6 protein-coding genes are annotated in these 14,132 nt (G+C 50.0%); 5 read left to right on the top strand and 1 reads right to left on the bottom strand.

Translation table 11 applies throughout. From position 1 onward, the window contains the following. Together K7P01_RS31955 and K7P01_RS31950 are read left to right on the top strand one after the other, a co-directional pair. Positions 1–3,689 (top strand): LamG-like jellyroll fold domain-containing protein (locus K7P01_RS31955; protein ID WP_267298672.1); only part of this gene is annotated, 3,689 nt, incomplete at its 5' end. Between the two features lie 4 nt (positions 3,690–3,693). Next, a complete protein-coding gene (locus tag K7P01_RS31950; protein WP_267298671.1) occupies positions 3,694–4,089 on the top strand; it encodes a hypothetical protein in 396 nt (131 codons plus the stop codon). 50 nt (positions 4,090–4,139) lie between these two features. On the opposite strand, the gene K7P01_RS31945 is transcribed toward K7P01_RS31950, so the two are convergent. Beyond that, positions 4,140–4,487 carry a DUF1987 domain-containing protein gene (locus tag K7P01_RS31945; RefSeq protein ID WP_267298673.1) on the bottom strand — a complete coding sequence of 116 codons (348 nt, stop codon included), beginning with the start codon at positions 4,485–4,487 and terminating at the stop codon, positions 4,140–4,142. A gap of 455 nt (positions 4,488–4,942) precedes the next feature. On the opposite strand from K7P01_RS31945, the gene K7P01_RS31940 reads away from it, so the two are divergent. From K7P01_RS31940 to K7P01_RS31930, 3 genes are all read left to right on the top strand, one after another. Beyond that, positions 4,943–10,474: a hypothetical protein gene (locus K7P01_RS31940; protein WP_267298670.1), complete on the top strand. Its 5,532-nt coding sequence runs from the start codon at positions 4,943–4,945 to the stop codon at positions 10,472–10,474. 417 nt (positions 10,475–10,891) lie between these two features. Next, positions 10,892–13,864 (top strand): Ig-like domain-containing protein, encoded by a 2,973-nt coding sequence (locus tag K7P01_RS31935; protein WP_267298669.1) that lies wholly within the window; start codon positions 10,892–10,894, stop codon positions 13,862–13,864. A 12-nt stretch (positions 13,865–13,876) separates the two neighbouring features. Continuing rightward, positions 13,877–14,132, top strand: a 256-nt coding sequence (locus K7P01_RS31930) for a hypothetical protein (protein ID WP_267298668.1), incomplete at its 3' end; no start/stop codon positions are given.

Genomic DNA, 14,132 nt, shown 5'->3' with positions numbered 1-14,132 from the left:
TTACCTCCATTCCACAGGCGTTGCTGACCAGTACGAAGTTGAGTGCGATCAACCTTTCCAACAACGCGCTCACATCGATTCCCAATTTTGTCGATTATGCCAATAATAGTAAGTTGTCGATGGTGGTGTCCCTGAACTACCTGGGTTATGACATGCTGGAGCCGTTGGTCAATCCGAGCACGGGCGTGGTGATCACAAAATCGCTGACCTATCGGCCGCAAAAGATCTTCGACCAGGTACGCCGGGTGGATGTTCCGCTGGGTAATACTTTGGAGCTACCGGCCACTACCAAAGGAACGTATGGATCGATTGTCTGGGAAAAGAAGAATACAAACGGTACATGGACGAATATCAACAGCACGAATACTGACAACAGCCAGCAGACCTACCGGTTGCTGAATGTCACAGCTGCTGCCGCGGGTATTTACCGATGGACGGCAACCAACACCAAGCTTACGAGCGCTACGCTACAAAGCATAGAGATGGACGTACGTGTTGTCGAAGCGGTAAAACAAACAGGTGATCGTGGTGTTGCATTGTATAACGGTTTAATCTCCGCGGCGCGCTGGCGGACGACCAAAGCGCGGGGTGCGACGGGCGACGATCTGAAGGGGATGTATGTATACCAATACGATGACAAGTATCAGATAAAGGACGCCAGCTGGGCAGATGCCAACAATACGCTGAACACGTATACCTGGAGTGGAAACCGCTTTCGCGTGACGGGCCTGGAGTATGATGCGAATGGAAACATTCAAAAGCTGAATCGCTACAATGATCAGGCACAGCAACAGCATAAATTCCAATACCATTATAAGAACAATACAAACCGATTGACCTCAGTCGACGGATATGCGCAGGCGTATGATTACGATGAAATAGGTCGTACGACAAAGGTCGACAAAACAGACGGCGAGGATCAGTATGTTGACTACGATGTGACCGGTAAGGTTATTGCGGTCTATTCGACCATCGAGAAGCGTCCGGCAGACAAAAAGGTGGAATACCTGTATGATGATCGCGGCTTCCGGATGGCGAAGGTCAACTATGCACTAAATCGTACGACGTGGTACATTCGTGATGCATCGGGAAATATCCTGAATGTATACGATCAGGAGGGGACGCAAGAGTCGACGAATAATAATCCTGTCACGAAGACGGAAATGCCGGTGTATGCCAGTGGAAAAATCGGTACCTATTATCCTGCACAGGATGGCAGCCTCGAGTATGAGCTTACGGATCATTTAGGCAACGTACGTGCGTTGGTGCGGGAGGATGTAAAGACGTACACAGCGACGATGGAGGATAGTGGGGGCGAAAGCATCCATAACCCCCGTGTGGAAGAAGGCCAGTACTTCCAGAATATTGTGGAGACCGAGCAGGCAGACGTGCACATGAACCATACGTCACCATCAAAAGAAGTGGAACACCCGTCGCGGTCAGCCTACTTGTATTGGAATGACACGCCCGGCACGCTGGCCTCTCAGAAGTCGACAGGGCCGGCTATTGCGCTGGAAGTACAACCCGGCGATACGATCCGTGCGGAAGCGTTTGCGCGGTATGAAGAGAAACAAACGTATAGTCACACGGGCATTACCTTGTCTGTACTGTCGGCCATGCTGGGTAATACGTTTGCCTTTGCGCCCGGCATCGATGGTGCAACACCTACTCAGGTATCAGAATGGTTCAACGGTGCGCTATCGGCACCCGGGTTTTTGAACTATACGGATGAGAATGAGCGTCCCAATGCCTACTTGAGCTACATTGTTTTTGATGCGAATATGGCTCCGATAGCAGATTATGCGCATCGGGAACCCGTTTCGGTTGAGGCCGCCTTTGGGCCAGGCGAGGAAGCGGTCGCTAACGCACATGAACGCGTTTACCTGCGGCGTCCGGTGATCATACCCGCCGGTGGTAAATATATTTATGTTTGGGTATCGAACGAAAGCCCGGAAACGCGGGTGTGGTTCGATGACGTCAGCGTGACGCATATCACGAGTTATGTTTCACAGGCGACGGATTACGGCGTATGGGGCGATGTGCTGCGGACAACGTCTACAGAGCCCATTCCACCAACCGCGCTGCGTAAGAATCTGAAAGGTCAATATGCATTTTCGGGCAATGCACAAGATCAAAGCGGCAATGGCCTGAATGGTACGGTGAGTGGCGCTGCCCTTACAACCGGTGTTGACGGCGAGGCGAACAAAGCCTACAGCTTTAATGGTGTGAATAGCTATGTCAAACTGGAGGGGTCTGCTGAAAAGTTGTCGTTTGTACAAAATACGGGTGTGTTTACGATTGCTGCATACATTAAGCTAAATGATCTGAACGCGCGGAGCGCGATCGTGTCGAGCATCACCAGTACAAGTCAGAAAGGATTTGCATTTGTGTTTGACACCTTTGGCGGCGACTACGGCACGCATGCTTTGCGCTTCAGCTCGACACGTGGCGACGGCTCATCGCTGAATTTGGGTACCGGCACGAACTACGCCATCAAGGATACCGAATGGCATCATGTGGCAGTGGTGGGCGACGGCAGCACATTCCGTTTCTATATTGACGGCCAGCCAGATGGCTATGCGACAGCGTTTAACTCGTTCAGTTTGGGAACGTCGGTGGGTGATATCCTGATTGGTGCATCGCGGACTACGGCGACTAATATTCAGTTGCCGATGAATGGAGCTATCGATGAAGTGCATATCTTTGATAAGGCGTTGAATGGTTCGGAGATTCGGTTATTGGCGGAAGGTGCTTCACCTGAGCAAATCGACAAGGTACTGCAACCTGTTAATCGTGGGTATCGATATCAGTATCAGGGGCAGTTTGCGGAGAAGGACGAGGAAACAGGATGGAGTCATTTTGAATTGAGGGAATATGACGCTGTGATCGGAAGGTGGACGGCGCCTGACCCTAAGCGGGTTGGCTTCACTCCGTATTTCGGAATGAATAATAATCCGGTTAGTCTTCCAGATCCCGACGGCGGAAGTCCGCCGTCAACCCATACAGATGCAGATGGCAAGGTTGTGGCAGTATATGATGATAATGATCTCGGTGTGTATAGACACACGGCGGCGGAAATTGATGCCTGGCGCAGTAGCGGCGGAACTCTTTCCGGAGGTGAGTATATGGGGAGATCTTTAACACCCTATTCATTTCTTGACTTTGATGAATTGGAACAAGGTAATTGGGTTCCATCTGGGATAATTGACTTTAGCTCTGACTGGGCTATGCATGCTGTTAACGACGTTATTTGGGGAATGTCGGGACAACCCATTACCTTTTACGCACTCAACGCCGGACACGGCGAGCGGTTTGACGTGAAATCGGACGCGCGAACTAAATTTGGCACGTATTACTATGGATCTGTTTTATATACAGATGTTCACGGTGGTAAGGTATTTGCATCCGCTCGTGACGCTGGAAATTTCGCGGCGGGAATGGTACAACAAAATTCGATTATACCGAATTATATTATTGGTGTGGGATTTGGAGGATTTAACAAGTCAAATAGTAAGTTTTTTGGAGCTTTGCTTGCGTTGGAGAAATTCTTTATTGATCCAATGCCATCCAATGGTGTTCCAATTTCACCCTTACGGGCACCTCACTACGGAGAAGCCAAGGCTTCGTCCTTGGGGATTATGAGCGGCCGAGCATATGGTAAAGCATATGGATTTTCATACCTTGATTAAACATATGAAGCGATTTTTATTACTTTTTTTTATTCCATTATTTGGTGGCTGCAGGCAGACAGTGGAAGTTAAATGTAAGGATGAAATGTGTCTTTCGATTGTAAAGCATCACGATTCTCAGTTGAACAGCTTTAGCTACATTATAAATGGGAAGTATAATAGCCACAGCCTTCCGTCAAAAGACTTTGCTGTCGTTAGGAATTACGGAAATTCTGATTGGAGCTTGATGGCGCAATGGCATGGCGATAGTCTGCTGCTGTATCAACCTTACGGTTACATACAAATTAAGAAGTCGGTGTTAGGGCGAATTAAGGTTGTCAAAATACCGGACACAGTTTTTTTTGAGATTTTTGATTCGTCCCGGCCTGATTCGCTTCTATATCTTACTAAAGAACCATAAGAGTATCGTTGCCGCCCAGCTATATGATGGCCGTTATAAGTTAATGCAGGTTAGATCTCTTTAAACAAAAACTTCATCTCCAGCTCTTCTTCAAACTCTTGCCCAGCTTCGAGTATATCATCATCGTCTTTGTGGTAACACCATTCTACCTGTGCACTAGGAATGTCTTTTAATACATCAAAGATGTTGTAGATGATTTTTGATGTAGAGGAGTTGAAGTGCTTAAACTTAAATGAGAACAATGTGGTGGGGTTGGGATCCTGGGCATATTGCTCCAGCCATTCCATGACCGGATTGTAGAAGGCCTCAGCGTCCTCCAGAATGGAGCGGCCGGAGAGTTCGAATACGCCGTCGCGTTTGTTGAGCATGACTTTGGGAGTGTCGTGCGTAGCTTCCAGGTAGTATTTTCATGGGACTTGTGTTGCCTGTGAAGAAATGCTGGTTGATGGCATTGTTGTGGGCGTTGGTTCTGCGGAGTAATACGGAAAGGAGAGGGGAAACAATTTGGTCTGACGGGTGTCTGTTTTTTATATTCTGACTGTTAGGTTGTTGCGCAAACGATAGCGTTGCGCTAAATGCAACTTTTTTGTCGGTAAAATATATTTTTTCGCCGTCGAACAGAATGTTTCAAAGTTGTTTTTATCTTCGCGTTACCCAGTAACGTCTCCGTTGCAAATCACGTCGTTTGTTTTTGAGCCTGCATTGGGTCTATCTATCGCGACCTGTTGTTGTTTTTCGTTGTTCAGAACGCCCTCGTTTGCGTCGACCCACTCGTGCGTGGTCGGTCATGAGTTGCTCGCTATGAACCGGATGCCGGCTATAGGTTGTCTGTAATTTTGAATTCATCCTTTCTATGAAGTATATCCGAGGCCGTTTTTTGTTGAAGGCTTTTGCCGTGTTTTTTCTATTGGAAATCATTACCAGTTCCATCGCACCGGCAGTATCGTGGGCGTTGACGTCCGGACCGACAGCGCCGGAAGCGACCACGTTCGAACCTGTGGATGCCACGGATATGGTCGATTTGAAAACGGGTGATTTTACGTACAACCTTCCTTTGATGGAAGTTCCGGGGCCGGCCGGTAATTATCCGCTGACGCTCTCGCATCACAGTAATATTCAACCCGAGGAAGAGGCTTCGTGGGTAGGGCTTACGTGGAATCTAAGCCCAGGGGCGATCAGCCGCCTGGTCAATGGTTATCCCGATGATCATAATGGCGTCAATAACGTAAACCGGGATTTTTGGGAGGGAGGAAATACCGAAACGTATACCGTAGGTATTTCTGTGGGTATTGCGAACGGCCCCAGTGTTAGCAGTTCGCTTAGTTTTGCCAATGACACCTATCGGGGTTATGGCGTGGGATGGGCTGGCGGATTCGGGATGTCTCTTGCCAATGGCGTCGGCGTAGGTGTGCAAGGTGGTGAGTCGCCCTATGGAACAACGTACTCCAGTTTTACGCTGAGCAAATCGCTGTCTGGAATGGGGGAAGCAGAGTCCATGGATGGCTTTTCAGGAACAGCAAGTATCACGCTCAACAGCCGTGGAGGGTTAAACGGCGGGATATCGGCCAATGGCACAGCGAGCACGGGGGGCTCTATTTCAACAGATTTTAACGGTCACTATTCCACCTCTGCCCAACTTGGCGGTGTTGGCCTGGTGGGTAACAGCCGGGCGGGAAATGTGAGCACGGAAGAGGATAACTTTCAGATTGACATACCGATAGGGTATACGGGTATCAATCTGCGGTTGGCCCGTAACTATCAACGGTATTGGATCGATGAAACGGAGAACATAAACACCTACGGCTCCCTGTATGGCAGTGGTGCTGCTCCGGGTAATTTAGTGGCGTTTGATACATACGACCTGCTCGATACTGAGATCGGGATGGGCCATCACACCGATGGAGAAACACTGTTGGGCGGAAGTTTTTCGGACGTCGATTTTTATTCGGTGACTGGTCAGGGCATCGGGGGAACAATCAAACCGATGTTTTATCAAAAGAAGCTTTTCCGTCAGGATAAAGTGATTCAGGGAAAGACCTGGACCAAGAGCTATGAATTGAGCGGCGCATCGGACCGGGCTGCTGATTTTCGCTTTACCGGGGAATTTTCCAATAGGATGGAATATACGGCTCCCGACCTCAGTTTGAATTCCGCCGGTACCGGGTTGGCCTTCAGCTTTAGCGGCAACCTGCAGACAGGGGCAAGCGGCGCGGGCAATGACGGTTATGTGAATGGCAGGCTGATCGGTTCACGCCGTGTGAACTGGTATAAGAATAGCGACATACTGGGTTCGGACTCAAGCCTGCGAAAGGGATTTATAAATGCTGTAGCCCGTGGGTTCACGCGCACCACTGCGGGAAGCCTGGCTTCACAGATAGGTGCCTTTTCGATTACCAATGAAAGCGGTGTGACCTACCACTATGCGCTGCCCGCCTATAGCTATGAGGAAATAAGCCGCTCGCAGAACACGCAGCTCGAAAAACAAAAGAACGGAGAATACTACAACCAGGTTAGTCGCCCGGAGAAGTATGCGTATACGTGGTATCTGACGAGCATCACGGGTCCGGACTTTGTGGACCGCGACAACGATGGAATAGCCGACGACGGCGACTGGGGGTACTGGGTTCGGTTTGAATATGATAAGTATTTGTCCGACTATAAATGGCGAAATCCGGGGGTCGGATATAACCCCGACATTGATGATTTTGATGTATTCTCTGCGGGAAAAAAGGAGATTTATTACCTGGATAAGATTTATACACAGTCGCATATGGCGGCGTTTGAGCGGTCAGCCCGTTTTGATAGCCGTGAAGTGAAAGACCTGATGACGGGAGGATTTTGGGATAATAACATTTCCGCACGGCCACGGGCGCTGCTAAAACTGGACAAGGTTACTCTATACAACCTGAAAGACATGAGCACGAGCATTCGGTCGGTTTCGTTTGATTACGACTACTCCCTGGCGCCCTATACACCCAATAGCTATGACGCAAGTGTTGCTAATGCCCGTCTTCTCGGAAAACTGACCCTAAAGAACGTTAAATTCCTGGGAAAGGGTGGTGCTGATCTCTTGCCCAGTATGTCGTTTGGATATAAAAATGTTCGATACGAGCCGGGTAAATACGACATGTGGGGGTACTATAAAAATGATTATAAAGATACGGGAAATCCCAATCTTGATCGTTTTACCACTGCCGCGTCTGCTTCCGACGTAGATGCATGGTCGTTGACAAATATACAAACGGCTACCGGCGCCGAGATAAATATTGCATATGAAAGTGATCGGTACAAGATCCCGACACTCTACAGGCGAAGTGTACTGACGGCGTCAGCTATCACGATCAACCAAACCAATCAGACAGTGGTAGTGACATTTAACAATCCTACAACGGATCTGACCACGCAGCATAGCATGTTGGAAAATTCAACACTGGAATTTCTGTTCAGGCGTTGGTTGACGGCCCGGCAGTTTTGTATTTGTGATGGAGTCAGGTTCCCGGCGAACGCAACCATGGGGAACATTTACAGACTTCGCAGCGCTACGCTCACGAGTGCCAATATCCGGAATGTAACAGCGAAAACCGTTGAATTTGTCGATACAGAACTCTATAACTTTTTATATAAAGTTGTAACAGATCCGCAGGGTGAATCTGCCTGGGAAATGATGACCTATCGCGACGGTGGTTGTTTCGATTCTGATAGCCGTGAGATCGAACCGGGAGTTTTTGTGCGATATCCCATACTTGTCGCCGGCAACTTGTTTTATAATCCGGGCAACGGAGAAACCTACGGCGGCGGAAGCCGTGTGCGCGAAATTCGTGTGAGCGATTTGGGAACGGCCAATGTGACAAACTATACATATGTCGGTGGTACAACCTCCTATGAACCTATCAGCTTCGGTCGTATCAATTTCGATTTTGACGGTTGGGAGGACAGCGAGCTTACTACGTTGCGTGAGAAAAACAGAATAGCGGAAGGGCAGGGTGCATACCGGCAACAGGTACTTCCCAATTTTTCGAAACTTCTATCCATTTCCCGCGTATTGCCCGGGCCTGGCGTGCTCTATAATCAGGTTACGGTCGGAAGCAAGACCATAACCCCAACGGGAGATGAGTTTGCGTCGCCCAGCTATGCACAGTATACGTTCGACGTTTTCAAGGAAAGTATGTTCGGGCCTGACAATGGGCCTACGCTGACCACACCCTCCATTCTGGGATCCTATGGAGGCTTGTTTTACACGATGATCCACCGGAAGAAGGTTGCGTTGAAAGATTATACGTCGCGGATCGGCAATCTGCGTGAGGTGACGGTATTTGACAGGGTGACGAATGCCCCCCTGACCAGTACGCATTATAACTTTTTCCACGATGGTCTTGCCGATACGTTCGATGACAATAAGCAGACCTATGAAAATAATCTTCGGGATGTTTTCTCCAATCAGGGGGTACTCGAGGAAACGTCTGTTCGGGCACGCGTGGTGGTGTATCCCAAATTCCGACGGTTGCCGTACGGGCCGGATGCCAATACGATCCCGACGACGGATCAGGTCCATCTGATCGGTGTAGTAGGTAAAAAAGAGTATTTCCCGTCGATTTCCATCGGACAGACAACCATCAACTATAAAACAGGGATTAAGACCGTTACCACGAATAAGGCGTTCGACTTTTATTCGGGGGCGGTAACGCGGTCACAATATTCAGACGGCTACGGCAATCTGTATGAGAGTGAACAGACACCTGCCTATCGAACCTATAGCAAAATGGGGCCGGCTGCCCTGAATGACGGCAAGAATATGCTTACCCAGCTGAGTTCAGGCTCTGTATACAAAATGCAGGCGGCCAACCCTACAGTTCGTGAGAGCCTTGTGGGCGGGTGGGCACAGACGTGGGCTGAGACTGTCGACGCGATTGTGCCGGGGAGTGCTTCCACTACGGTGCAGCAGACCGGTGTCTGGCGTAAGAAGTCGTCTTTCTCGTTTGTCGGATCTCAGACAAGCTTCCCCAATGCCGACGGATTTGTTCCTATCGGACAGATATCGGCTTTTTCAGCTTGGACTACTCAACAGCCGGTGACCGACGGATGGCAGAAAAATGAAGAAATTACCCTTTACGATGCCAACTCGCATGTGCTGGAGGCAATGGACATGAACGGGCACTACGGGGCTGTGCGGGTTAACATGGATCAGAATAATGTGCTGGCTACGATCGGCAATGCCCGTTATCGCGAAGTGGCATCGACCGGCGTGGAGGATATCCGAAACGGTGGCTCGGGTGGAGGCGTAGCGCTGGAACAAGCCATTGCCAGCCAGACTTATGCGCATACGGGTAAGATAAGCGCCCGGTTGGACGGCGGTAAGCGAGGTTTGTATTCGTCGGTTCTTGTGAAAAGTGATGCGGTTAAACGGAAAATACATGTTTCGTTCTGGACACGGGATCCTGTCCAGTCGCTGTCGATTGCCTATCGGTTTGTTCCGCCTACCGGCCAGGCCCCAGCGGAGGCGCTTTTGGCGGTGACACCTGTTGCGGAACGTCGCGCGGGCGACTGGTATTTGTGTGAAGCGGATTTTGATGTTCCTGTCAATGTAGCTGAGGGGCTTCGCTTCGAGAGCCGTATTGTCAATTCTGGTTCCCAGACGCTATACATTGACGATTTGCGTGTACACGCGGCCGATGCGACCATGACAACGTATGTGTATAACAATTACTTTGAGCTGACGCATATCCTGGATGGCAATAACCTGTACCAGGAGTATCGCTACGATGGCATCGGTCGACTGACATCGACGTACCGTGAAAGCTTCCAAAGTGATTATGGTAATCGCGGTGTGGCCAAGGTGAACGAGGTGGCCTACAACTACGGTAAGTCTAACCCGTTCAATGTTACCATCACGGCTACGAGCGAGGGTGGACCAACAGGGTCTATCTTTCCGTTAGGCGCCGTTGCTGTGCCACAAAACGGTAAGCAGGATTTTGAGATCGTGGACAACTGTCCGTCGTCTCACTTCAGTACGCTTTGGATCGATAATAGTATCTATTCATTTTACGACAGGACCCTTAACCTGGTGGATGGAACAGTGGTAAAGATTGATGGGAAAACTCTCCATTTTTCGAATGTGCAATATCCGCACACGATTCTCGCGATCTTTAACACGGAAGCGCCGAGGGGTGAAGTTACATGTGCCGCCACATCATATCCCGACGGCAAGGTTTGCCATCACGGATTCTATACGGTAACCTATTACGATCAGTGTGGGGAGATTGTTAATTCTTTCACGGCCATGTCGAAAGACGAAGTTCCGGCAGAGTTGAGGCACCTGGCGGCGGACAACTGTTGCGGTCCTCCCTATAATCGTCCCGAGGACAACTGCGGATGTTTTCACAATTGATTTATATACATATTAGTCTTATACCTCGATTAACTAGTGATCACGATGAAACGGTTTTTACTGCTGCTTTCAATTACCGCAGCGCTGTCTGTGCCGGGCTATTCGCAATTTTGCACCAAGATTTGGCCAACGACTGGTTGTGTGAATGTGGCGGTTAATTTTCCTTCGAACTGTACAGCAGCACCGTTAAATAAATTCAGGTGGCATGTAAATGATGAATTTATAGTTGAGCAAACCTATCCATTTGTCATACCACCTATTGGGTATGCAACTTCCTTCACTCATATTTTTACGGCTCCGGGTAGGTATAAGATTACTCTTTACGCGGGTTGCACGTATACTGCAAATTGCCCGTATGATGATGGAGTGTTTGAAGATTACATCACCATCAATTCTGTGGCACCGATATCAATTAATATGACCGGGATAGACCGATTCTGTGATGGTGGCAGCGCTACAATGTCTGTAGCCAATCCTATTGCAGGAATTACGTATAGCTGGCGTTCCAGTCCGGCGGGATATAGTGCAACCGGACCGTCAGTCACCTTTAACAACATTACGCAGAGTACGACTTTTTACGCAAAGGCTGGTAGTGGATCCTGTTCCAGTCCCGAGGCGTCGAGGACTGTATTGATCGAACAAACGGCTGCCATTCCTTCTGTGCAGACTCCTTTGGTATATCGCAAGACTGTCATCAAGATTACAGGAAGTTCTTTTCAACATTATTGGCAATCGGCTCCTAATGGCGTTGACATGTCGCGGCCCCTGGAGAACAATATGACGGCTATGACGGTTTTTACGTCGGGTGATTACTATATACGTAAATATACGTCGGCCATTGGATGCTGGTCGGCGTCCAAAGGACCGGCACATGTGGAGATAGTTCTCACGCCACCCGAGGCATCTGTTATCCAGATTCAGAAGTCCGGTTATACGGATATCGCGCACACGATCCCCGACAGAAACCACGTACTGGCGTATGCAACGTATTATTGGGTGAAAGATGCTTCGAATAATCCCGAGATCATCCGTCCATATACCAACGGATTGCAGACTGTCGGAGGGAAGTTATCGGAAAGTGGAACATATTACCTCAAAGGACGTGACAACGCCACTGGTACGTGGGGCCCGACACTTACTTTACAAGTATTGCTGCGCGGGGGCAGCGACGTGAATTCGCTGCGTGTTATCGGGTATGACGGTACCTTTGCGGGCGGCAGTGAAAAGATCGTATCCGAGGCGATCAGCTATTATGATGGCAATGCGAAGCTGCTTCAGTCGCAGGTGAAGAGCCTGTCTGCCGGTCGGGTACTAGCTACGCAACCGTTGATTGACCGGCACCAGCGTGCCGTTGGCTCGACGCTGTCGGCGCCGATTCTTCCGACAGATTTTAGTTATGTGGGAGCTTTTGTGCTGGATCCGTCTGGAAATGCATACGACTATAGAGGCTTTGACTGGCCTAACCCCACCAATGGTGGCAACAACACCGTGTATAACCCCAAGGCCGTGAGCGCAGACCAGCGCGGCACGCTGGGTTGGTATTACAGTGCAAACAACAATCTGGAAGAGCATGTTCCCGCTACAGCATATCCGTACGCACGCACGGAGTATTACGACGACGGCACCGACGAAGTGCTTCGATCGGCCGGGGTGGGCGAGGCGCTCCGCCTGGGGTCGGGTCACGAGCCAGTGCAAGGTACATTCCCTGTATTCAACGAGCTTGATCAATACCTGGCGTTGCGGCGCATTGCCGGAGTTCCGGATGGCAGAACCAACAATTCACTGAGGAACGAAGCCTCCCAGCTGGTAACACGCGACGCGCACGGAGTATATTCGATAACGATGGCCGATGGTGCCGGGAAAGTGTTGCTCTCAGCGTTGGCCGGTGACTTGCAGGAACATGCGCTGGCTGTGCCTGTGTCAGCCTCCTTTCGATACAACTATGATAACCCGTCTGCCGACATCAGGCCGCGCGTCTACTTCTACCTGTTGAATTCGACAGAGCCGACATTGACGGGCGGCGGTACGTATCAGGTAGTGGATATGTTAACAAATAAGCCGTATGCGCCGGTTGATACAGACGGCAACGGCAAACCTAACTGGCTGGCCGGCTTTTACCGCATTGATATTACGGCGGGGTGGATTTCGCTGAATTACACGAATTACTATAAGAATGTGTCTTGCAATATTTACGACTACACGGGCCATGTAATTTCGAACGTGTCGCCCAACGGTTTTGAGAAGTGGATGGCCAGCGCCAAACAAGCAGCGGACTATGCGACCATCGACAAGTCTACGTACAAGTACAATTACCAGGGGTGGTTGGTAACGTCTACCGAGCCGGACGCGGGCCGAACAAACTATCTGTACCGCAAGGATGGTAAGATCCGCTTTTCGCAGAACGCGCAGCAGGCAGCGAAGAACCGCTTCTCGTATACGCATTATGATGTAAACGGAGTGCCTGTCGAGTCGGGTGAATATACGGGGACTATGCCGTTTGTACCGGCCGACAGCCCCGGTTTCGCGACATCTGCTATTAAGGCTGAGATCGAGAAGGTTTATCCCGTGGGCGATTGGGACATAGCTTTAAAGAAATTCTGGGTGAAGACGTATTATACTTTTGCTCATGACGATTTTGGAACCATCACAAATCTTACGGCAAAAGGATATAAGCAGCAGTTTGTGCGGGGCGCGGTGGCCTGGAGTGAGAATGAGAACATGCAGACGTGGTACAGTTACGACGAGTCGGGGCGTGTGGTGTGGATGGCGCAGAAAGCCCGCAAACTGCCACGGGTATTCGTAGTAAAGTATAAATACGATTTCCTTGGTAACGTGCTGGTCGTGTCTAACCTGACATACGACACAAACGGCACATTGTTGGAGCAGTTTTACCATCACTATACGTATGACGCCGACAGGCGGTTGAGTAAAGCCTTTACTAGTACGACCGAGACGGGGGAGAAGTACCTGCGAGCGACCTATCAGTATTACCTGCATGGCCCGCTGAAGCGCATTGAGCTAGGCAACAAGACACAGGGATTAGACTTTGTTTATAACATTCAGGGCTGGTTGCGACAGATCAACCACCCCGATCCACTGCAAGATCCGGGGGGCGATACAAACGATGCGTTTGGGATGGTGTTGGACTACTATGAGAGCGACATGAACAACCTGTTTCCCACAGCGGGGGCAGTAGACCCCTATCGCAGCCATCAGGTGCCCGAAACGTTGCGCGCAACAGCAATGACACATGCGCCATTGCTTCGCTTTTTACCGGAACCGCATGCGGGTGTCGGGGCAGATGCGTCCTCATTCGAACATTATAGTGCTGACAACCCCGTATACAAGCAAATGTTACAGCGCGCTAGTCTAAATCCTGCAAACCGTTAACGCGTGTCCCATATGATAAAACGTGTACAAGCCGGCCGGCCCTTTTTGATCATCCTCATGGCTTGCCTGTTGGTGAGCATCCGTTCCTTCGGACAGACGAACGTGGTGCCTGATGCGGTGGAGCTGGCGGCATTAAAAGATCTGTATACCAGCCTGAATGGCGACAGCTGGACACCGACACGGCGTACAAACTGGCCTACGCTGGCCACCTGGCCGGCGACGGCCACGAGCGCTGTAATGGATAGCTGGTCGGGTATTGTTGTGCGGA

Source organism: Parachryseolinea silvisoli, assembly GCF_021190955.1.
GTDB lineage: Bacteria > Bacteroidota > Bacteroidia > Cytophagales > Cyclobacteriaceae > Ohtaekwangia > Ohtaekwangia silvisoli.
This window is presented reverse-complemented; position numbering and strand designations above follow the sequence as displayed.

What these genes read in the sequence shown, in the direction of transcription:
- K7P01_RS31940 (WP_267298670.1), top strand. Translation starts at nt 4,943, where the DNA reads ATGAAGTATATCCGAGGCCGTTTTTTGTTGAAGGCTTTTGCCGTGTTT.
- K7P01_RS31950 (WP_267298671.1), top strand. Translation starts at nt 3,694, where the DNA reads ATGAAGCGATTTTTATTACTTTTTTTTATTCCATTATTTGGTGGCTGC.
- K7P01_RS31935 (WP_267298669.1), top strand. Translation starts at nt 10,892, where the DNA reads ATGACCGGGATAGACCGATTCTGTGATGGTGGCAGCGCTACAATGTCT.